This window comes from Paenibacillus sp. M2 (genome assembly GCF_046713495.1).
GTDB lineage: Bacteria > Bacillota > Bacilli > Paenibacillales > Paenibacillaceae > Paenibacillus > Paenibacillus amylolyticus_B.
Window position 1 is genome coordinate 4856715 of the sequence record NZ_CP169648.1, and the last position, 21568, is coordinate 4878282.

A 21568-nucleotide genomic window follows, 5' to 3' on the forward strand; every position below is an offset into this window, starting at 1 on the left:
TCACTGGTTCATGGTATTAACCTTTGACACCACCTGCAGTTACGCCTTCTATAATTTTCTCCTGGAGTATGGCGTAGATCACAAGTACAGGTACAACGCTGTATACAATACCTGCCGACATCTGGGCATAGTTCATCTGATATTGATCCCGAAACTGGACCATGCCCACGGGCAGCGTACGCAATTTATCGGTGGATAAGAAATAGTTGGCGAGTAAAAATTCGTTCCAGTTCCCGAGGAAATTAACGATAAAAACGGTAACAATAGCCGGAACCGTAAGAGGTATCACTATTTTAGCAAAGATACCCGGGGCCCTCAAGCCGTCCATGACCGCCGCTTCCTCAATTTCGCCAGGCAGAGAACGCATAAATGCCGCCAGTATAATAATGGTAAACGGGATCGCATTCGCCACATAGGGCACAATCAATGCCAGATGCGTATCCAATATGCCCATTTTGCGTACAAGCAGATAGATCGGCAGCATGAGCGCATTGTTGGGAATAAGCATGCCCGCCAGAATCAGGCTGTACAGAAACAGACTCCACTTTCGGTGTCTCATCCGGGTTACGGCAAAAGCAAACATGGCCCCGAGGACAATCGTACACGCCGACGATAAAACCGAAATGTACAGGCTGTTCCAGAAATACGTGCCAATCTTGGCATTCACCCAAGCCTCCACGTAATTGTTAAACTCCCATGTTGTAGGTAACCCGAATGGATTCAGGGCGATTTCATTGTTATCCTGCTTGAAGGAAGAGAAAATTACAAATAAAAAGGGAAACAAAATCGCGATCAAGTACAACATTAACAACACATGAGGTATACTACTTTTTATGCTTTTCGGCATCAATATTCCACCTTCTCGCCCCGTCTCGCCACCAGCAGTTGATACACCGCAGTGAGCACAAGCGTCAGAGCAAAGATCAACACTGCAATGGTATTGCCATAACCATATTTGAAGTTGGTAATCGCATATTTGATCATGTATGTCGCCAGAACCTCGGTGGACCCTGCGGGCCCACCTTTGGTCATGACAATCACGATGTCGGCTGCTTTCATGGCACCTGCGATGGACAACATGATCACCACTGAAATGATCGGGCGAATCAGCGGCAACGTTATCCGCATTGCACGTTGTACCGCCGTTGCCCCATCAATTGCAGCCGCTTCATCCAAATCCCGGGGAATCGCCAGTATGGCCGCCAGCACCATGACAATGTAAAATCCCGTCCACTGCCAGGCATTGGTCACCAAAATGGACAACATGGCAAATCGGTTATCCGATAACCAGTAGATTGGATCGATGCCCAGCACATGAAGCATTTTGTTTAATAGCCCGATATTCGGTTCATAGATGAATCCCCATAAAATACCGATAACGGCTGTCGACATGATGGATGGTAAAAAAACAGCTGTTTTATACAGACCTTTCAGCCTTTTCACATTGGCAATCAGAAGCGAAAACAGGACGATTAGAGGTACCTGAATCAGTACCGAAAATCCGATGAAAAAGCCGTTATTCCGTGTGGAAATCCAAAATCGTTCATCGGTCAGTGCCTTCACATAGTTGGATAAACCCACAAAACGTGGCTCAGCCGATACCCCATTCCAACTCGTCAGACTGTAATATAGGGAGCTACCAATAGGGTATAGAAAGAACATTACAAACAGAATTAGGGCCGGCATTACAAAGAGCGTATAGATTAACGGGCTGCGGAGTGAAGTATTCATGGTCAGCCTCCTTCAGTCACTTCAACGATCGCAGTTTCAACTTGGATTGGTTTATTCCACTGAAGCGTTTGCTTCCTCCTGTACCTTTTGCAGTTCTTCAGCCATTTTCTCTGGCGTGGTCTGCCCACCAATCAACTTCTGGATTTGCAAATTACTGATCTCTGTTGTCACATCCGCCTGCACGAGTGCATCAAATGCCGGGAACGACGTCTTGGACGCATTAAGCACGGCCACGATTTCTTTCATCAGATCATCGGTAATGCTATCGGTTAACACTTTCTCATCCAGCTTCATGGCAGGCAACACACCATCTTCCACAAGGCCGCGAACCTGCATATCTTCATTGTAGAAATTTTTGATAAAAGCTTTCACTGCTTCCAGCTTCTGCGGGTCATCCGCCACTGCTGCCGAGAATCCGTATCCATTGTTAACATCCCGCATCAAGGACGTCTGATCACCTGCTCCGTTCTCTACCGGAGGCATATTGAAGAATCCAACCTTGCCAATGAGCGATTCACCGCTCTGACCTTCCTTGAATACAGATGATTTCCATGTTCCGTCATACATTAATACCGCTTCTCCACTTGTAAATTGCGTGGTATATTCGGCATACTCGAAGCCCAGTTCACCTTTTTTGAAATAACCCTTATCCACCCATTCCTTGTGTTTGGCAAAACCTTGCACAACACCCGGGTCGGTCCACTTCGCTTCACCTGTTGCAAACTTTGCGGTAATCTCCGGCCCGGCATATCGGGACCACAGATGGTTGGTTAACATAAGCGGTACCCAGCCCGCCTTGGATGCGGAAGCAAGCGGCACTTTGCCATCAGCCTTGATCTCGGCCAGTATGTTGTCCAATTCAGCCATGGTGGTTGGGGCTTTCCATCCTTTTTGTTCAAAGTACTCTTTATTATAGAAAAAACCTTCGCCGGAACCGCCAATTGGCAGTCCATAGACTTTGCCTTCATACGTAAACGGTTCAAGGGATGTAAACTGGTCCTGAATGCCCAGCTCTTGCAGGATTGGCGTCAGATCAAGCAGCATACCTTCCTTCGCATAAACTTTGGAATCCGGGCTACCGAACAGTTCAAATATATCGGGCGGGTTACCTGCCGCCATCTCTCCGCGAAGCTTCTCCTTGCGATTCACATCGGATTCGACGCCATCCAGCGTAAAGGTCAGATTGGGTACCTCTCCCTCAACTTTGTCCACAACATCCTGCAGAATTGCCAGTCTTTTCTGTTTGTCGGCCCCCACCTGTGTGTGGCGAAGAAGCATCTCAACCGGTTCCTTACTTGTCTCCTCCACAGGTGTATTGCCTGCGCCCTGTTGTGGCTCGTTACTTGAGCCTGCACATCCCGCCAAAGTCCATGAAGTGATAAGCAATAATGAAAGCAGCAATGTCATTCTTTTTTTCATCGGGTTGACCCTCCTCAAGATATTGAGCATTTGGCTTTACACTCTGATTATAAAAAGCCGGAGCTTACATCGTAAGGATGACAATTCATCAATGGAGGGATAAAATCCTTCACTGGACAAAAAACAGCCCCTGCGAAGTGTATTCGCAAGGGCTGCTTGGTTGGTATATACGTTGAACTTAAGAATATTTACACTTGCCACTTCGATGACAGAACAACCTTCTGATCGCTGTTATCCCCCGATTTTTTTGATCCACTTTTACAAAAGTGAAAATCTAGGGATAGCATATGCTTCCGATGTAGCTTTCTTGCAGAAAGCTTTTAGGCGAACGCTCCGCTTCTTCAGCTTATTTCTGTCCTCTTCGTTCTTTTGTAAATAGTTAGTTCAAATTATATACATCCTGCATATAAAGGTAATTACTTATCGGAACAAGCCACGCCAGCCGTTTCCTGGCGACCTTGTTCGATCAGGCGATACGCTCGCTCCACTTCTTCTTCACTTGGCGAAGGAACTCCATCCAGTGGATATACTTTACCGAGCGCCTCCCATTTGTAGATCCCCATCTGATGGTATGGAAGAATTTCGAACTTCTCAACGCCATTCAATGTTCCGATAAACCGTCCGAGGTTAAGCAGATCCTCTTCCTCGTTATGAATGCCAGGCACATACACGTGGCGTATCCACATTTTCCGACCTTGCTCCGATAACCACTTGGCTGTTTTCAACGTTCTCTCGTTGGATTTGCCTGTCAGCTTGATATGTTTCTCGTCATCAATATGCTTGAGATCCAGTAGAACCAGGTCTGTGTTATCCAGCAGATCGTGAATCCGTTCCGGTTCGTTAAATCCGTTGCTGTCCAGTGTCGTATGCAATCCCCAGCGACGTTTCACTTCTTTGAAGATTTCAGCTACGAAGTGAGCCTGCAACGTCGGTTCTCCGCCAGATATCGTGAGCCCGCCTCCGGAACTACGATAGTAGGATAGATATGGCTCAATCTCAGCCAATACCTCCTCTAGCGTCATTTCTTTTCCACCATCCAGCGCCCATGTATCAGGGTTGTGGCAATACTGACATTTGAGTAGACATCCTTGCATAAAAAGCACAAAGCGGATGCCTGGGCCGTCAACCGTCCCGAAAGTTTCGAGTGAATGAATATGTCCGTTAACCATGCTGCCTCTTCCTTTCTGTATCCGCATCCGCTGTGCGTTTAATATGATTTGGAATGCCTAGCTCTAGCGGTCTTCTACTTGCAAATTAATTACATCGAGCCATGGAACGTACGGTTGATGACATCCAACTGTTGTTCACGAGTCAATTTAATGAAGTTAACGGCATATCCCGATACCCGTATAGTCAGTTGTGGATAGTTTTCCGGGTGATCCATCGCATCAATCAATTGCTGACGATCAAATACGTTAACGTTCAGGTGATGAGCGTTTTGACCGAAGTAACCATCCATCATCGCAGTCAGATTGGATTTACGTGTAGTCTCCTCTTTACCCAATGCTTTTGGCACGATGGAGAAGGTATTGGAAATTCCGTCAAGACTGTGTTCATAAGGTAATTTGGCTACAGAGCCAAGGGATGCCAGTGCACCTTTTTTGTCACGACCATGCATTGGGTTCGCACCTGGAGCAAATGGTTCACCTGCTTTACGACCATCCGGTGTAGTCCCTGTTTTCTTACCATATACCACGTTGGAAGTGATCGTCAGAACGGATTGTGTTGGAACTGCGTTACGGTAAGCTTTGTGCTTGCGAATCATGCCCATGAAGTTCTCGACCAGTTCAACAGCAATGCTGTCTACGCTGTCTTCATTGTTACCGTAACAAGGGAAGTCTCCTTCGATTTCAAAATCAACGGCGATGCCTTGTTCGTTACGAATTGGTTTTACTTTGGCATATTTGATTGCACTCAGTGAATCTGCTGTAACCGAGAGACCGGCGATACCACAAGCCATTGTACGTACAATGTCACGGTCATGTAATGCCATTTCGATACGCTCATAGCTGTATTTATCGTGCATGTAGTGAATGACGTTGAGGGTGTTCATATACAGTTTCGCCAGCCACTCCATCATTGGTTTGAAGCGTTTCATAACCTCATTGTAATCCAGCACTTCGCTAGTGATGGCAGGATACTCAGGTCCAACTTGTGCTCCGGATTTCTCGTCACGACCACCGTTGATCGCATACAGGAGAGCTTTTGCCAAGTTGGCACGAGCGCCGAAGAATTGCATTTGTTTCCCGATCTTCATAGCCGATACACAGCATGCAATACCGTAATCGTCACCATAGATTGGACGCATCAGATCATCATTTTCATACTGAATTGAACTTGTTTCGATGGATACTTTACTGCAATAATCTTTGAAAGCTTCTGGAAGTTTCGTGGACCAAAGTACAGTCAAGTTCGGTTCTGGTGCAGGACCCAAGTTGTGCAGTGTATGCAGGAAACGGAAGCTGTTTTTGGTTACGCGTGTTTCACCATTCACTGACATACCACCGATGGACTCAGTCACCCATGTTGGATCTCCACTGAACAGTTCGTTGTAATCCGGTGTACGCAGGAATTTGACAATCCGCAGTTTCATTACAAAATGGTCAACCAATTCCTGAGCCTGTTCTTCGGACAAAATGCCCTCTTGCAGGTCACGTTCAATGTAGATATCCAGGAAAGAAGATACACGTCCCAGTGACATCGCAGCACCGTTCTGTTCTTTGATCGCAGCGAGATAACCGAAGTACAACCATTGGAACGCTTCTTTTGCTGTTGTCGCTGGTAAGGAAATATCGAACCCGTGCATATCGCCCAATTGTTTCAATTCTTGCAATGCACGAATCTGTTCAGACAATTCTTCCCGCAGACGAATGACATCTTCATCAATGACATCAACTTCGAGTGCGTTCAATTCGCCTTTTTTGTTACGAATCAGGAAGTCTACCCCGTACAAAGCTACACGACGATAGTCACCGATGATCCGGCCACGGCCGTAAGCATCTGGCAGACCTGTGATAATCCCTGCTTTTCGCGCTGCACGCATATCGGAAGTATAAGCATCGAATACACCTTGGTTATGTGTTTTGCGAATGTTCGTAAATATATCAATGACGCCTTGAGGCAATTCGAAGCCGTATGCTTCACATGCATCAATCATCATCCGGATTCCGCCTGTTGGTTGAATGGAACGTTTGAACGGAGCATCGGTCTGAACGCCGACGATCTGCTCTTTGGATTGATCCAGATAACCTGGTTGGTGAGAAACAATAGTCGCTGGTGTGTTCACATCAACGTCAAGGACACCGCCGTTATCCCGTTCTTTTTTGGTCAGATCAGATACGATCTCCCACAATTCTTTGGTATTCTGGGTTGCATCTGCGAGAAATGCATCATCACCGTAATACGGAGACAAGTTGTGTGCCAGAAAATCATTCACGTCTACGGATTTGGTCCATGTTCCTTTGGTAAAGTTTCTCCAGCCTGTTTGTTGTTTGACATCTTTTTCAATCACCGACATCGTAATCCCTCCACTAATTTGGATTTCTGGACACATAACATCTTGCTTCATTCGTATCATTGTGTGCCCAGAGCCGCGATTAATGTGAATTGTTTCACATAAACCGGAACATGTTCTCTCTACTTGGGAACCGGAACCGCGGAATGAATGTTTTTCTTACATTTTCAGTATACGACTTGGGGCTTTCATCATCTGTGATTTTTGTCACAAAGTCAGTGAACTAACTCACTCCACCTGCGCTGTGTCCCAATGAACCCTGTAAATTCACACTTAGCCACTGCGCGGGCAGAACAACTTCCGATCGCTGTTATCCCCGGATTTTTTCGATTTTATTTTTCAAAGGGGAAAATCCGGGGATAAAGGCGAACGCTCCGCATCTTCAGTTTTTTCTGCCCTCTCCGTTATTGTGTGAACATCTGGATCAAACAACCTCATCACGGATTCCGTGTAACCTCTTTAGGACCATTGCTCCCTTAAACTCGGAGCAAACAAGGACTTTGATCATTTCCTGAAAAACAGGTGCTTCGCTCTTCTGTTTTTCTGCCCTCTCCGTTATTGTGTGAACATCTGGCTCAAACAGCCACCTCACGGATTCCATGCCACCTCTTTAGAACCCTTTGCTCCTCTATGCTCGGAGCAAACAAGGACTTTGATCATTTCCTGAAAAACAGGTGCTTCGCTCTTCTGTTTTTCTGCCCTCTCCGTTATTGTGTGAACATCTGGCTCAAACAGCCACCTCACGGATTCCATGCCACCTCTTTAGAACCCTTTGCTCCTCTATGCTCGGAGCAAACAAGGACTTAGGATCATTTCCTGAAAAACAGGTGCTCGCTCTTCTGTTTTTCTGCCCTCTCCGTTATTGTGCGAACATCTGACTCAAACAGCGACGTCACGGATTCCATGCCACCTCTTTAGAACCCTTTGCTCCTCTATGCTCGGAGCAAACAAGGATTTAGGACCATTTCCTGAAAAACAGATGCTCGCTCTTCTGTTTTTCTGCCCTCTCGTTATTGTGCGAACATCTGACTCAAACAGCCACGTCACGGATTCCATGCCATCTCTTTAGAGCCCTTTGCTCCTCTATGCTCGGAGCAAACTAAATCTTAGAATAAATTCTGAAAAACAGGTGCTTTGCTCTCCTATTTTTCTGCCCTCTCGTTATTGTGTGTAAGACGGCAATCGGGGCTCCCCTCTCGGGGAACCCTGATCTTCTTGCCGTAAGTCACGCTTCGTTCTAGATTTGTTATTCAAACTTTCCGTAGAAAGCGTTGCGGTATACATCAGCCAGTTCAGTTACCAACGGCAACTTCGGATTGGCAGTTGTACATTGGTCTTCGAAGGCACGGTCAGCCAGATAATCTACATGTGCTTCAAAGTCTTTGGCATCAAATCCGATTTCCTGGAACGATTCTTCAATGCCCAATGTTTTGTTCAGTTTGCGAATGGCATTGATAAGACTGGTTACGCCTTCTTCTGTTGTACGTGCAGGCAATCCCAGAATCCGGGCAATTTCGGCATACCGCTCATCCGCTATAAAGTGCGAATATTTCGGGAACGATGCAAATTTGGTCGGTTTTTTCGCGTTATAACGAATGACGTGCGGCATCAGGATCGCATTGGTGCGTCCGTGTGCGGTGTGGTACTGACCGCCCCATTTATGCGCCAAGCTGTGGTTAATGCCCAGGAATGCGTTGGCAAACGCCATACCGGCAATGGTGGAAGCATTATGCATTTTCTCTCGAGCCAGTTTATCTCCTTGCAGCGCAGATTGCTCCAGGTATTGGAATACCAGTTGGATTGCTTTGATCGCAAGTCCATCCGTGTAATCATTTGCCATAACAGATACATAAGCTTCAATCGCATGAGTCAGTACGTCCATACCTGTATCGGCAACGGCTGTTCTAGGCAGGGAGTATACGAACTCCGGATCGACAATCGCTACGTCTGGTGTCAGCTCATAATCTGCCAATGGATATTTGGTGTTACCTTGATTTTTATCCGTAATAACCGCGAACGATGTTACTTCAGAACCTGTACCTGATGTGGTTGGGATCGCTACAAATTTCGCTTTTACGCCGAGACGTGGATATTTGTAGATCCGTTTGCGGATATCCATGAATTTTTGTTTCAGATCGTTGAAGTCCGTGTCTGGATATTCATAGAACAACCACATGGCTTTGGCAGCATCCATCGGTGATCCACCACCGAGTGCGATAATGCAGTCCGGTTGGAAGCGGCGCATCATTTCGGTTCCGCGATCTACTGTTGTTGTGGATGGATCTGGCTCAACATCGGAGAATACTTCGATTGCTACTGGCATTTGGCGTTGACGCAGATAGTGTTCTACCTTTTCAACATATCCAAGTTTCACCATCATGGCATCCGTAATAATCGCCACACGTGTGATATCAGGCATTTTGGCAAGATACTGTGTTGCCCCTTTTTCGAAGTAGACTTTGTTCGGCACTTTGAACCATTGCATATTCACGGTACGGCGAGCCACCCTTTTCACATTGATTAAGTTCACAGCGGTTACGTTGGAAGAAGTCGAGTTACGTCCGTATGATCCGCATCCCAGTGTCAATGATGGCATATTTGTGTTGTAAATATCCCCGATGGCACCGTGTGTGGATGGTGAGTTCACAATAATCCGTCCAGTTTGCAGACGATCTGCGAATTTGCCAATCACTTCTTCATTTGTGGAATGGATAACCGAGGAGTGACCCATACCGCCAAAAGCAACCACTTCTGCTGCACGTTCAATTCCCTCTGCTGCCGTTTTAACTTTGTAACAAGCGAGTACCGGACTTAATTTCTCAGCCGACAATGGGAATTTTGTACCTACCCCTTCAATCTCGGCCACGAGAATTTTGGTGCCTGCTGGAACTTCAATACCACACAACTTCGCAATGCTCACCGCAGATTGACCAACAATCGCCGGGTTCACCGCACATTTCTCGGCATTAATCGCACCTGCTGTCAATTTTGCTGCTTCATCTTTGTTAACAAAGTAACAGCCATTTGCAATCATTTTTTTCTTCACTTGATCGAAGATCGGTTCTTCAATGATGACCGCTTGCTCGGAAGCACAGATCATGCCGTTGTCGAAAGACTTGGACAGGATCAAATCCGTTACTGCCTGATTGATATCCGCGCTTTTCTCGATGAAACAAGGTACGTTACCTGGTCCTACGCCCAGTGCAGGTTTACCACAGCTGTACGCTGCACGTACCATGCCTGATCCGCCTGTTGCCAGAATGAGAGCCACATCATTGTGATTCATCAGTTCGTTTGTACGATCCATGGAAGGATCATCAATCCATTGAATACAATCTGCTGGTGCACCATGTTTCACAGCCGCTTCCAGCAGGATTTTGGCAGCTTCCCGGCTACAATTCTGTGCAGATGGGTGGAAACCAAAGATGATCGGGTTACGCGTCTTGATGGAGATCAGTGCTTTAAACATCGTCGTTGATGTTGGATTGGTAACTGGTGTAATCCCCATGATGATGCCGACCGGCTCCGCAATTTTCTGGAAGCTTTCATACTCGTTATCTTCAATCACACCTACGGTTTTGTCATACTTGATGCTGTGGTACACATATTCTGTTGCAAATATATTTTTGGTGATTTTATCCTCATATACTCCGCGGCCTGTTTCTTCTACGGCCATCTTGGCGAGCATCATGTGTTTATCCAGACCCGCAAGCGCCATCGCTTGCACAATCCGGTCAATCTGCTTCTGATCCATCTTCATGAATGCGGCGTGTGCTTTATTCGCTTTGTCGATTAACGTTTGAATATACTGACCTGCTGTCGGTTCTTTTGCTGGGGCGACTTCGTTCTTTACAGCCATCTCCCTCATCCTCCTAAAGGTTCGTATTAGTTTGTCTCTCTCGTTTACATTCACATCGTAACATGACAATAAACTTAATTATGTGATTTTTTTCACAAAGTATAACAAATTTAATTTAAGTTTTGTAGTGTCCTTCATACGACCATTTCCACTTCCTATTTAAAATATAGGGCTGTAAAATTCATCCTCTCCACTAAAAGTGAATTTTATCACAATGTTTGAAATTTCGTCATTTTTGCCCCCTTTCCTTCCCCCTCAAACGGTAAGATTAGGTATATACTGAACTTAAAAATTGAACCACCGCAATTTGTACCGTCCTTCCTCCCGGCCGAGATGACCTGATCAGGACGGCAACGGTTTGCGGCAAACCTCGGAGACTACTGGAAACTACAGAAGGTCGTCCGATGGACATAAAGGGGAGATAGACTTATGACAGAACTAACAACTGTACTGGAAAAGCGCGGCAATACCAATTGTTTCTCGGAAGCGAATTTCAACCATTTGCTGGTTACCATGAAAGATAGAACCTATCCGGAAGGTACACATCTGTACTGGGAAGGAGACGTCTCTGACAAACTTTATTATATGAAACGGGGCCGTGCACAGATCACCAAATCCACGGATGAAGGCAAGGAACTGATCATGTACATGTATCAGTCCGGTGATATGATTGGGCAGGCTGATCCCTTTTTTGGCTCTAAACACAGCTTCTCAGCGGAAGTGCTGGAGGATAGTGAGATCGGTGTACTGGAGCATAAAGACCTGGAGATGTTAATCTGCCAGCATTGTGACTTTGCGATCGACTTTATGAAATGGATGGGCATCCACCACCGGTTGACACAGACCAAATTCCGGGATCTCATGTTATATGGCAAACCGGGTGCACTTTGCTCCACCCTCATTCGGTTGTCGAATTCGTATGGTGAGCCGCATGGAGAGCATGTCATTATTCACAAAAAAATTACCCACACGGACCTGTCCAATATGATTGGAGCCACTCGTGAAAGTGTAAACCGCATGTTAAGCGACCTGCGTAAGAAAGATGGGATTGAATATGACAATGGCATGATTGTCATCAAAGATCTGAAGATGCTGCAAGGAATCTGTCACTGTGAACTTTGCCCGAACGAGATCTGTCGTATTTAATATTTGACTATGCTAATCGGATGTTGCTTATATATTTAATGAAAAAAAGCCCAGTTCTCTAAAAAGAGATTGGGCTTCTTGGTATACTTAGGATGCATTGGTCAATTCAAGCTTTACCGCATCACGTGGATTCAATTTCATGTCCAGACCATTTTCCATTAATTCTTTGTCATTCACCATAATGACCCATCGCTCATTCATACGAGGCGTAACATTCTCGACCGAAACAACAAATTTGTTATTCTCCGACATTCTTACAATGCCGCTGGACTTCAACACATCACGAACTGTGCACTCTTGAACGTAGACGCCGGCATATTGACGATTAAGGGTTGGCATAATGTTTCCACCGCTAACCTTGAGTAACGTTGTCTGATATGCAACGCCATCCCCCCCACTGTCAGCGGCTTTCACGTAAATGATCACTTCATCTTTGGCATGAAGTTCCATGTCCCAATCTTCCTGCTCAATATCCTTGCCATTCAATTTGACAGCCCAGCTAAGCGAAGAATCCAGAGAAACTTCACCGACGGATTGAATCCGTTTGCCATCTGCCGTAAAATCGACCAGTCCGCTATTGAGTAATGCTTTTTTGAGTGTCAAACCCTCACTAAAATCTCGCTTAATGGACTTTGTTGCATCAGGCAAAAACGTACTGCCATCTACAGCCACTGTGATTGTATTCGCTGTTTCTGTCTCTTTGACAATTGGCTGCTCAGAAGGCTGTGTCTCACTACAACCAGCCAAGATCGCCAGTAGGAGCAAACATACACCTATGTAACCGGGGATTTTCTTCATCATGTAGGTAACACCACCCTGCGTAAAATCATTCACCCTGTTGTCCATAACCTCTATTATGGCACAACCTTCGGCAAAAAAAAGTGTCAAAGCCGTTACTTTTATTGCGCGTGCCCTCCAGAGAGGGCTTATACAACAAAGAGAGCCTGCACACAGGCTCTCCAATCTAAATCATTTTTATGTTCTCATTGGTTCCGTTATCACTGGACACTAGCCTGCATATATGTCCGTCCTCCATCGCCATCTTTCAGATATGGATTAAGCCCAAAGAACTGCTCCTCAGATACGTATACACCTGTCAGCAATCGCCCTTCAAGCAATCCACCGTCCACCTGCACGCAGCATGAAGGTGCGTCTACATACTCCTGATACAAAGGAATCTGCCCATATTGTTGATGTACCTTGAACACCTTCCCTTGCTCATGCAAAGGTCGTTCCGAAAAATAGGTAGGCACAATATAACGGGCAATGACATCCAGTTCCTGCACGCTGTAAAAGGGTTCATCACCCAGCCATGGTGCAAACATTCGAATCTTCTCATATTGTGACCAAACAACCGCCTGAATCAGCATTTCTGCCTGAACCAGCCGACCTTCTCCCACATCCAGAACCAACCGCTTACCCTGGATGGTTTCTTCCATCTGAGAAGTCGTTGAATCAGGTTGTCCCAGCTCACATCCGATACACTTCCAGCCCCTGGACGTTTGAATCCATTTTTGCAGCACCGCCGGAGCTAATCTCGGACCATCGCTGTTCACAGAATGCGTATTCACTTCGGCAAGATCATCCTTAATTGAACGGGAATATGCGGTGCGCTTGAACAACTCCGCAGCTTTTTTATAAATTAGATGGACCTGAATGGATGCGCTCTCAAGTTCTGCAATATCTTCTTTGCCGTAGCGTACTTCACGGGATAAGCTTTCTTCTCTCATGACAAGTGGGCCTCCTTCGCTCCGGCCGTCTGTGGCCATTTTCTATAGATTATACTACAACTCATGACAACATGTGCATAGCCCAAGAGAAAAACGCCGATCAACCTAATACTTAAGACAAAAACCCCTGATTTCCACGGAAATCAGGAGTCTATGTCATTCATGTAACAAAAGTGGGTGATGCTTATACGTTAGTCAACCCACTGCTCAGCCCAGTCTTGAATTTGATTCATGACGGGCTGGAGCGCTCTACCTTTCTCCGTCAGTTCATATTCAATACGAACTGGCGTCTCGGGATAGACGTGACGAACCAGAATACCTTCACTCTCCAGATCTTTCATCCGTTCGGATAACATCTTATCACTCATGGATGGAATCAGATTGGAGATATCCTTGAATCGCTTCGAACCACTCATCAACGTTTGAATAATTAAACCATTCCAGCGCTTGCCCAAAAAAGAAAACGCCGTCTCGAAACGCGGACACATCCGCAAGTCTTGACCTTCCACATTAATCACCTCTTTAGAGATCACTCAAATCAACTTACATTTTGTTAGTATATTTCATAATAACATATTTAAGCTTCAAAGAAAACGCCTGCAACTAAAAAGTTTAAATTTTAGAAGCATAACATCCAAAATGGATCATACATCCCAGTATACATTACACGCTGCGTCGTAACCATGGGAAATATCGTATAACTTCCCCATAGTACTATCTTACCCAAAAAGAACCCAACTGCCACAGTCATCATCGACTCGGAGAAGGGTTCTTTTTGAATGAAACTTATAATTTCCATTTCACGATTGAGTTAGTGAATTAGACCAGCACGCCACCAAATGGTCTTACAGGTTCGCTCTTGCCAAATTCCGGCTTAAAACTGCGGGCAGGATATGCCCATTTAACAGCATTGCTGATCACTCTTAATATTTCCGGCTTGTAATAGGTCGGATACGTCTCATGACCTGGTCGGAAATAAAAGATTTTACCTTCACCACGCCGGAACGTACATCCGCTCCGGAATACTTCCCCACCCTGGAAGTTACTTACAAACACCAGTTCATCTGGTACTGGAATATCGAAGAATTCGCCGTACATCTCTTCTTTTTCCAATACAATCTTGCCTTCGATGCCATCCGCAATCGGATGAGATGGGTTAACACACCATACAATTTCCTGCTCGTCAGCTACACGCCATTTCAGATCGCAGCTGGTTCCCATCAGCGCTTTAAATGGTTTGGAGAAATGACCTGAATGGAGCACAATCATTCCCATCCCGTTCAGCACTCGCTGCGCGACCTTCTGTGAGATCTCATCGCTTACGCGATCATGTGCCATATGTCCCCACCATATGAGCACATCTGTGGAATTCAGCACTTCATCACTTAATCCGTGTTCAGGCTGATCCAGTGTAGCTGTACGAATAGCAAAGCCTTCGCCGCCAAGTCCGTCAGCCAGTGCTCGATGCAGACCATCCGGGTAGACTTCCCTTACTTCATCGTGAATTTTCTCATGGACAAATTCATTCCAAATGGTGACGTTGATCATATTCAATTTCCCCCTAGTGTAGCTCTAAACCCACCACATATCGCCCAGCGGTTCTTCGATTAATACTTGCTGGAGATTTTGCACGGCTTTAGAGAATCCTTCTTCAACCGACATCAGACCGTCTTCGTGCTCAATACTTACTACATAATCATATCCGACCAGACGCAAGGCACTCATAATATCTGCCCAAGTCTTGTTATCATGTCCATAACCAACCGAGCGGAACTGCCAAGCCCGATCCAGCATATTGGTATAGTCCTGCATATCCGTTACACCGTGTTTGTTCACGTTTACCGGATCAATTGTTGTATCTTTTGCATGGAAGTGATGGATAGCTCCTTCACGTCCCAAGATGTGAATTGCCTGAACCGGATCAATACCTTGCCACCACATGTGACTTGGGTCCAGATTGGCTCCGATCACTTCACCTGCTGCTTCACGCAATCTCAGCAACGTTGCTGGAGTATGAACGGAGAATCCACCGTGCAGCTCCAATCCAACTTTTACGTTACGATCTGCTGCAAATTTCCCCCACTCTGTCCAGTAAGGGATAACTTTGTTCTCCCACTGCCACTTCAGGATCTCCTGGAAGTCATTTGGCCATGGTGCAACAGGCCAGTTCGGATATTTGGCATCCTCATGGTCTCCCGGACAACCGGAGAAAGTATTCACTACAGGTACTTCCAACTTCTCAGCCAGTTCTACCGTTTTAACAAAATCATCGTGAAATCCTTTGGCAATATCCTTTTGCGGATGTAGCGGGTTACCGTGACAGCTAAGTGCACTGATCGTCAAACCACGTGATTCCACTGCATTTTTGAAATTTTTCAGTGCTGTAGGATTGCTTAACAACTCATCTGGCTTACAATGTGCATTGCCTGGATGTCCGCCTGTTCCGATCTCTACTGCTTTTAATCCCTTGGATGCTACATAATCAAGAGCATCCTCCAATTTACGTCCTCCGAATAGTACCAAAAATACGCCGAGTTTCAAGTGCAATTCCTCCCTGGATTAGATATCGTATGATTGCTGAATTCATGAATATTGAACTACAATTACCGTTCAGATCACATGCCTGTTTGATTAGTGTGGAAAATCGAGAGTGTTTCTATCCTGAAATTGAACGTAAGAATACTGGTTATTCTGCTTCACTCGTAAGAGCATCAAGCTTCGAATACTTTTTACTCAGACTAGTGGGATTCCACGGTTTCAATCTCAGTTTGAACTGTGCGAGTTACTGCAAAAGAATCATAGCTGCTCTCCAGATGTATGTGCTTGCCTTCAAGTGAAGAACGCTGGAATGAATGCATGGCTTCCAGTACGTGATAAGCAAGCTTGCCACTGGCTTTGTGTTCCCGTCCAGCACGAATGGATTCAACCATTTCCGTTACGCCGATGCCACGTTCGTTTTGTCCACTTTCGAAGACTGGTTTGACCGTCTCCCAAGTATCTTGACCGTATCTGCGAACCTTCACTTCCCCGTTAAAATAATTGGGGTCCGGTACACTAAGCGTACCTTCTGTACCATAGATTTCAATACGTGGCAGATCCGAAGCTCCGCGAATATCAAAACTGGTGATCATGGTTGCAATGGCACCTTCTGCAAAATCAATGGTTCCTGCCAAGTGAGTAGGCGTCTCTACTTGTAGTGCTGTGCCTTCCTTCGGCCCAGAGCCAATCTTGCGATCTGCAATCTGTATGCCTGCCGAGGCGCTGATTCTGCGAATCGGTCCAAGCAGCGTAATCAGAGCGGTCAGGTAGTAAGGTCCCATATCAAACATGGGTCCGCCGCCTGCAACATAAAAGAACTCCGGATTAGGATGCCAAGCTTCTGGTCCTCCACCCATAAAGAATGAAGTCGCTGCAACCGGCTTGCCAATCAGCCCATCCTCAATGGCTTTACGAGCTGTCTGTATGCCTGAACCAAGGAAGGTGTCCGGTGCAGAACCAACATACAATCCCTTTTCCTCAGCCAACTCAACAACCTTGCGACCATCCTCAAGAGAAATTGCCAGCGGCTTCTCGGCATACACATGTTTGCCTGCTTCGAGTGCAGCCAGATCGGTCATCGCGTGACTGCCAGGAACCGTAAGGTTCAACACAAGTTCAATTTCGTTATTTTGCAGCAACTCATCTACATTGTAAACGTTTGCGATATTAAATTCATCTGCCCGTTCCTGAGCGCGTTCACGAATCAAATCCGCAACAGCCACGACTTCAATGACCGGGTTGTTTTTGAGATTTTCCAAGTAGATGGCGCTGATGTTACCACACCCGATGATGCCTGCTTTCATTTTCTCCACTGTGACGTTCATCTCCTTACGCATGGTGAAAATCTGCGTTTGAATGGTTGAGATACATATGTTTTGTTCGATGTTTCCTGTTCCTTAAATCTAATACTATGGTATTCCGTTTCAGCTTCAATTAAAATGAATAATATGATTGAAACATGAACTATCTGGTCATAATTTTCAAATTGCAAGGAGTATGCCCATGCCGACAGATCAAACCTGCCAAGTTCTTACAGCAGGCTTTTCATTTCATCGTAAACCCTACGCTATGGTGCAGCCTGAAGGGGTGAAGAACTACCTGTTAAGACTGCAAACAGACGGACGTTGCCGTGCACGCATAGACGGGGACATGTCCCTGGTGGATGCGGGCGATCTGCTTCTTTTTGATCCTGACGAGCCCTATGAGCTGAGAATAGACAATGAAACCAATCCGATGGGAGAACGACTGGTAGAGAGTGGCGACTATCACATCTTCTTTAATGGTTCCTGGGTGGATGAGTGGTGGAAACGTCACAAACGGCCGACCCGAATCAAAGTCGAACTGACGGAAAGTCTCTTGGTCCTGTTTCGACAGCTCGTACTGGAGCAGCGCCGCATCTCCAATCCTTATCCGGAAATTTCAAGTTATTATATGCGAATTTTATGTCTCGAAGTGGATCGTCTGCTCGCGGAGCATCCAACGATAACCAACACCAATTACGTGGCTTATGAGATCAAAAACTACATTGAAGAAAACGCTTCCTCTTTATTCAAGCTCGATGATGTGGCAACACATATTGGCATCAGTGTTTCACGGGGTGTTCATCTCTTCAAAGAAGCGTTTGGCAAAAGCATCATGCAATACACGCTTGACGTACGGCTGAATATGGCCAGGGAACGGATTATTTTCAGCCCTATGACCCTGGAGCAAGTGTCTGAGTCTTCCGGCTTTAACAACTATACCTATTTTCATCGGGTATTCCGTTCCCGGTTCGGCATGTCCCCGAAGGAATTCCGCGTTATTCACCGGGAACAGATGTAATCATAGCAGTATACGTAAGTTGAACTTATTTGCGCGCGGCTATGGCCTCGGATACAACCATCGCCATATCTTCATTGCCAAACATGGACAACACGCCAAGTACCGTATCATCCGGGATCTCACCGGCTTCCTCCTTGGATACAATCAGCTTCTGCACCTGCTGCAAACGCTCATTGCTCTGCTGATTCGGGTAGGCTTGCCGGTACATCTCTTCCGGGTCCAAACCATTATTGACACACCACTGGGCAAATACGAGGATCATCATCTCTTCTTCCTGTTTATAGGTTTCTATAACAGCTTCCTCGATCTGTTTATTACGTTCCTTTTCATATTCATCCATGACTTGTATTCCTCCGTATGTGTATTCTGCAATTATTTGCGAATCAATTGTTCCGCCAGTTCATGACTGTCCATGACATGACTTGCACTGATCAGGCAATCATCAGGTGAGTCCAGACAAGCCAGGAAATTATCAACTGCTCCGCTAAAACCTCTGCGTGTTAACACGGTGTCCCAGCTCCCGAACGTTTCTTTGGTTTCCAGACTCCCCTGTTCCATGCAGCTGATCGTGTCCATGTTCACCACTTCAACAGATCGTCCACCACCATGCAATTCGATCTTCTCCAGATCTGCCCCAGCTTCACGCACCATATCGAATCGACCGTAGGCTGTTCTGCCCAGCTTGGCCGTTCCGGTTGCATGCAGCAGTCTGTCCAGATCATTCTTCCGAATCCATTGATGAAGCAACTCCACATTATGATCTGAGTACCACAACATCAGGTCCAGCATATGGATGAGATCATCATAGATGGTTTCTGCCGCAGGACGATCCTGAATGCCTGTACGATGTTTGGTCACTGTCAGGGACTCAAAGCCTTTTCCACCCTGCATCCATTCTTTCGCTTTTTGGTACATCGGTGCGAATCTGCGGTTGAAGCCCACTGCCAGCAACAGCCCTTGTGCCTCGGCAAAAGCAGTCATCTCTTCCGACTCCCGAATCGTATAGGATAATGGCTTGTCTACGTACACGGCTAATCCCTGTTCCAGACACTGCATGACAATATCAAAGTGTGCTTCCGTTGCTGTATGTACAAACACCGCATCCAGATCCCAGGACAACAGTTCTTTCAGATCCGTTGTTCCCCGTTCTAATCTATACGCCTTTTGAACGGCTTTGACCGGCTCCGGAGATCGGTTCATAATGCCTACAATCTCCACGTTCGGATGAGCTGTTAACAGCGGCAAATATACTTTACGTGCAATATCGCCGAGGCCGATAATTGCAACTCGTTTACGTTGGGTTGTTTCCATGATGATCATTCCACCTTCAGTTCGGTTCTATATTTCCACGTCCTATAGTGTAACCCTTCAGACAGCAACTTGCCAGTGATTGCAGCAGACTTCGCACGAATTGTTCAGACAATGGGCGAACGTGGTAAACTTAGGAGGAACAGCAGTACAGATCGGGACACGACCAGACCTGCCTGATCTGAAAGGAGCGTTTGGGATTTTGCGAAAATGGTTATGGCTTCTGTTATATGTTTTACTTGCAGGAGTCACGTTTATTTACAGATATGAACTGCTGGCCTGGACCGATCTTCATCAGTCCATTCCGCTGTTACTCGCCATGGCAACATTGTTTGCTCTTGTGCCTGTCATTCCTTATAAGTTTGTTATTATCGCCTTTGGTTACAGTTACGGTACCACCACGGCAGCCTGGATATGCTGGCTTGGCACCACACTTGCAGCCATGCTCGTTTATGGCGGAGCAAGAACCATCTTCAGACATCAGGCGAGATCGTACCTCGAACGCATTCGGGGTCTAAACCGTTTTACCACATGGATGGAAGCACATCCGTTCATGGGTGTCATGTCGATGCGACTGTTGCCGATCGTGCCTCAGATGGCCGTTAATATCTACGCAGGTATAACGTACACGCCATTCTGGGTCTTCATGCTTGCCACGGCCATTGGGAAAATGCCAGCGATTTTTGTATTTGCCTATGCAGGTGCACAGGCTGAAACCTCAATCTGGCTGAGCCTGGGGATTCTTGCCGGATATCTGGTGCTCATGGCCATTGTATTGCTCTTATTTCGCTTTCGATCACGCAACAAAGCCTGAATTCAGAATGCGCAAACCGTTCAGATTCAGCTTGTTTTCATTCCGGCTTGGTTGGCTTGCCAATTCAGGATATAATAGAAGAGCAAGCCTAATGCTTGTGTAACAAGTTTTAATAAAACGGTAGATTGCTGGAGCTCGAACACGAGCGCTAAATCTTCATCAGAAATGGAGTGACTATAGCATGGAACAACATTCAAGTGAGTTAGCAACTTTTGCAGGCGGATGCTTCTGGTGTATGGTATCCCCCTTTGAAGAACTGCCCGGTATTCATAAGATCGTATCGGGTTATACAGGAGGACATACCGAGAATCCAACATATGAAGAGGTCTGCTCGGAGACAACAGGACATGTAGAGGCTGTACAAATTACGTTCGACCCTGCCATCTTCCCTTATAAGAAACTGGTTGAACTGTTCTGGCAGCAGATTGATCCTACGGATACAGGCGGGCAATTCCATGACCGTGGATCTTCCTATCAGACGGCCATCTTCTATCACAGCGAAGAACAGCGCCAGATTGCGGAAGCTTCCAAAGCGGAGCTGGGACAAAGCGGACGTTTTGACAAACCAATCTTCACTCCCATTTTGCCAGCCAAACCGTTCTATGAAGCGGAAGAACATCATCAAAATTATCACCGGAAGAACCCTGCCCATTACAAACGCTACAGCAAAGGTTCTGGACGTGTAGATTTCATCGAACGCAACTGGACCGGTAACGTGGATAAAGACGGGCTGAAAGAGCGTTTGACGCCGCTTCAATATGAAGTTACGCAGAACAGCGCGACCGAGCCCGCATTCCATAACGAATTCTGGGATCACCACGGTGACGGTATCTATGTGGATATCGTATCTGGCGAGCCATTGTTCAGTTCTACCGACAAATACGACTCCGGCTGCGGCTGGCCGAGCTTCACACGTCCATTGCGTGACCACAACGTGAAGGAAAAAACCGATCTCAGCCACTTCATGATTCGTACCGAAGTGAGAAGTCGTGAGGGCGATTCCCATCTGGGTCACCTGTTCAACGATGGTCCTGCCGAAGCAGGTGGAATGCGTTATTGCATCAACTCTGCGGCACTTCGTTTTGTACCCAAAGAAGACTTGCAAAAAGAAGGATACGGTGAGTACGCCGTCCTTTTCCAATAAGTTTTAATACAAAAAAAAGCAGTGGGATGATCCCGCTGCTCTT

The 21568-nt window shown here is 46.2% G+C and carries 19 protein-coding genes; 4 read left to right on the plus strand and 15 right to left on the minus strand.

What is annotated here, in order from left to right; all coding sequences use genetic code 11:
• Nucleotides 1–16: 16 nt before the first annotated feature.
• The 7 genes from ACETMN_RS22525 to adhE form a co-directional block, all read right to left on the minus strand.
• Nucleotides 17–847 carry a carbohydrate ABC transporter permease gene (locus ACETMN_RS22525; RefSeq protein WP_222215675.1) on the minus strand — a complete coding sequence of 277 codons (831 nt, stop codon included), beginning with the start codon at nt 845–847 and terminating at the stop codon, nt 17–19.
• A complete protein-coding gene (locus ACETMN_RS22530; RefSeq protein ID WP_036674966.1) occupies nt 847–1731 on the minus strand; it encodes a carbohydrate ABC transporter permease in 885 nt (294 codons plus the stop codon). The genes ACETMN_RS22525 and ACETMN_RS22530 overlap by 1 nt, the downstream gene beginning before the upstream one ends.
• 51 nt (nt 1732–1782) lie before the next feature.
• A complete protein-coding gene (locus ACETMN_RS22535) occupies nt 1783–3150 on the minus strand; it encodes an ABC transporter substrate-binding protein (RefSeq protein ID WP_192134028.1) in 1368 nt (455 codons plus the stop codon).
• A gap of 416 nt (nt 3151–3566) precedes the next feature.
• Entirely contained in the window at nt 3567–4319 is a 753-nt protein-coding gene (gene pflA, locus ACETMN_RS22540) for a pyruvate formate-lyase-activating protein (protein ID WP_091018172.1), read from the minus strand.
• An 89-nt stretch (nt 4320–4408) separates the two neighbouring features.
• Complete coding sequence (gene pflB / locus ACETMN_RS22545; protein ID WP_411735163.1) at nt 4409–6667, minus strand: formate C-acetyltransferase; 2259 nt, start codon at nt 6665–6667, stop codon at nt 4409–4411.
• Nucleotides 6668–7088: 421 nt separating this feature from the next.
• The gene (locus tag ACETMN_RS22550) at nt 7089–7265 is read right to left on the minus strand and encodes a hypothetical protein (RefSeq protein WP_411735164.1); all 177 of its coding nucleotides are present in this window, start codon (nt 7263–7265) and stop codon (nt 7089–7091) included.
• A gap of 645 nt (nt 7266–7910) precedes the next feature.
• Entirely contained in the window at nt 7911–10523 is a 2613-nt protein-coding gene (gene adhE / locus ACETMN_RS22555) for a bifunctional acetaldehyde-CoA/alcohol dehydrogenase (RefSeq protein ID WP_091018175.1), read from the minus strand.
• Between the two features lie 429 nt (nt 10524–10952).
• Here adhE and ACETMN_RS22560 point away from each other — a divergent pair, with 429 nt between their 5' ends.
• Nucleotides 10953–11669, plus strand: a complete 717-nt coding sequence (locus ACETMN_RS22560; RefSeq protein ID WP_091018177.1) for a Crp/Fnr family transcriptional regulator — start codon at nt 10953–10955, stop codon at nt 11667–11669.
• A gap of 87 nt (nt 11670–11756) precedes the next feature.
• Here the strand turns inward: ACETMN_RS22560 and ACETMN_RS22565 are convergent, their stop codons facing one another.
• From ACETMN_RS22565 to ACETMN_RS22590, 6 genes are all read right to left on the minus strand, one after another.
• The gene (locus tag ACETMN_RS22565; RefSeq protein ID WP_411735165.1) at nt 11757–12503 is read right to left on the minus strand and encodes a hypothetical protein; all 747 of its coding nucleotides are present in this window, start codon (nt 12501–12503) and stop codon (nt 11757–11759) included.
• A gap of 164 nt (nt 12504–12667) precedes the next feature.
• A complete protein-coding gene (locus ACETMN_RS22570) occupies nt 12668–13399 on the minus strand; it encodes a hypothetical protein (RefSeq protein WP_091018181.1) in 732 nt (243 codons plus the stop codon).
• 191 nt (nt 13400–13590) lie between these two features.
• The gene (locus ACETMN_RS22575) at nt 13591–13887 is read right to left on the minus strand and encodes a winged helix-turn-helix transcriptional regulator (RefSeq protein WP_167483707.1); all 297 of its coding nucleotides are present in this window, start codon (nt 13885–13887) and stop codon (nt 13591–13593) included.
• Nucleotides 13888–14218: 331 nt separating this feature from the next.
• Nucleotides 14219–14947: a ThuA domain-containing protein gene (locus tag ACETMN_RS22580; protein ID WP_017687549.1), complete on the minus strand. Its 729-nt coding sequence runs from the start codon at nt 14945–14947 to the stop codon at nt 14219–14221.
• Between the two features lie 24 nt (nt 14948–14971).
• The gene (locus ACETMN_RS22585) at nt 14972–15940 is read right to left on the minus strand and encodes a sugar phosphate isomerase/epimerase family protein (protein WP_036674961.1); all 969 of its coding nucleotides are present in this window, start codon (nt 15938–15940) and stop codon (nt 14972–14974) included.
• A gap of 197 nt (nt 15941–16137) precedes the next feature.
• Nucleotides 16138–17250 (minus strand): Gfo/Idh/MocA family protein, encoded by a 1113-nt coding sequence (locus ACETMN_RS22590; RefSeq protein ID WP_036614448.1) that lies wholly within the window; start codon nt 17248–17250, stop codon nt 16138–16140.
• 190 nt (nt 17251–17440) lie between these two features.
• Between ACETMN_RS22590 and ACETMN_RS22595 the strand changes: the two genes are divergently transcribed.
• A complete protein-coding gene (locus ACETMN_RS22595; RefSeq protein WP_036674960.1) occupies nt 17441–18259 on the plus strand; it encodes an AraC family transcriptional regulator in 819 nt (272 codons plus the stop codon).
• A gap of 25 nt (nt 18260–18284) precedes the next feature.
• Here the strand turns inward: ACETMN_RS22595 and ACETMN_RS22600 are convergent, their stop codons facing one another.
• Nucleotides 18285–18599, minus strand: coding sequence for a hypothetical protein (locus ACETMN_RS22600; RefSeq protein ID WP_411735166.1), 315 nt, complete (start codon nt 18597–18599; stop codon nt 18285–18287).
• A 32-nt stretch (nt 18600–18631) separates the two neighbouring features.
• On the minus strand, nt 18632–19570 hold the full coding sequence (locus tag ACETMN_RS22605; protein WP_411735167.1) for a Gfo/Idh/MocA family protein: 939 nt from the start codon (nt 19568–19570) through the stop codon (nt 18632–18634).
• A gap of 121 nt (nt 19571–19691) precedes the next feature.
• On the opposite strand from ACETMN_RS22605, the gene ACETMN_RS22610 reads away from it, so the two are divergent.
• The gene (locus ACETMN_RS22610) at nt 19692–20381 is read left to right on the plus strand and encodes a TVP38/TMEM64 family protein (protein WP_411735168.1); all 690 of its coding nucleotides are present in this window, start codon (nt 19692–19694) and stop codon (nt 20379–20381) included.
• Nucleotides 20382–20562: 181 nt separating this feature from the next.
• The gene (gene msrA / locus ACETMN_RS22615; protein ID WP_036614455.1) at nt 20563–21525 is read left to right on the plus strand and encodes a peptide-methionine (S)-S-oxide reductase MsrA; all 963 of its coding nucleotides are present in this window, start codon (nt 20563–20565) and stop codon (nt 21523–21525) included.
• Nucleotides 21526–21568: the final 43 nt, after the last annotated feature.

What these genes read in the sequence shown, in the direction of transcription:
- ACETMN_RS22525 (WP_222215675.1), bottom strand. Translation starts at nt 847, where the DNA reads ATGCCGAAAAGCATAAAAAGTAGTATACCTCATGTGTTGTTAATGTTG.
- ACETMN_RS22530 (WP_036674966.1), bottom strand. Translation starts at nt 1,731, where the DNA reads ATGAATACTTCACTCCGCAGCCCGTTAATCTATACGCTCTTTGTAATG.
- ACETMN_RS22535 (WP_192134028.1), bottom strand. Translation starts at nt 3,150, where the DNA reads ATGAAAAAAAGAATGACATTGCTGCTTTCATTATTGCTTATCACTTCA.
- pflA (WP_091018172.1), bottom strand. Translation starts at nt 4,319, where the DNA reads ATGGTTAACGGACATATTCATTCACTCGAAACTTTCGGGACGGTTGAC.
- pflB (WP_411735163.1), bottom strand. Translation starts at nt 6,667, where the DNA reads ATGTCGGTGATTGAAAAAGATGTCAAACAACAAACAGGCTGGAGAAAC.
- ACETMN_RS22550 (WP_411735164.1), bottom strand. Translation starts at nt 7,265, where the DNA reads ATGGAATCCGTGAGGTGGCTGTTTGAGCCAGATGTTCACACAATAACG.
- adhE (WP_091018175.1), bottom strand. Translation starts at nt 10,523, where the DNA reads ATGGCTGTAAAGAACGAAGTCGCCCCAGCAAAAGAACCGACAGCAGGT.
- ACETMN_RS22560 (WP_091018177.1), top strand. Translation starts at nt 10,953, where the DNA reads ATGACAGAACTAACAACTGTACTGGAAAAGCGCGGCAATACCAATTGT.
- ACETMN_RS22570 (WP_091018181.1), bottom strand. Translation starts at nt 13,399, where the DNA reads ATGAGAGAAGAAAGCTTATCCCGTGAAGTACGCTACGGCAAAGAAGAT.
- ACETMN_RS22575 (WP_167483707.1), bottom strand. Translation starts at nt 13,887, where the DNA reads ATGTGTCCGCGTTTCGAGACGGCGTTTTCTTTTTTGGGCAAGCGCTGG.
- ACETMN_RS22580 (WP_017687549.1), bottom strand. Translation starts at nt 14,947, where the DNA reads ATGATCAACGTCACCATTTGGAATGAATTTGTCCATGAGAAAATTCAC.
- ACETMN_RS22595 (WP_036674960.1), top strand. Translation starts at nt 17,441, where the DNA reads ATGCCGACAGATCAAACCTGCCAAGTTCTTACAGCAGGCTTTTCATTT.
- ACETMN_RS22600 (WP_411735166.1), bottom strand. Translation starts at nt 18,599, where the DNA reads ATGGATGAATATGAAAAGGAACGTAATAAACAGATCGAGGAAGCTGTT.
- ACETMN_RS22605 (WP_411735167.1), bottom strand. Translation starts at nt 19,570, where the DNA reads ATGGAAACAACCCAACGTAAACGAGTTGCAATTATCGGCCTCGGCGAT.
- msrA (WP_036614455.1), top strand. Translation starts at nt 20,563, where the DNA reads ATGGAACAACATTCAAGTGAGTTAGCAACTTTTGCAGGCGGATGCTTC.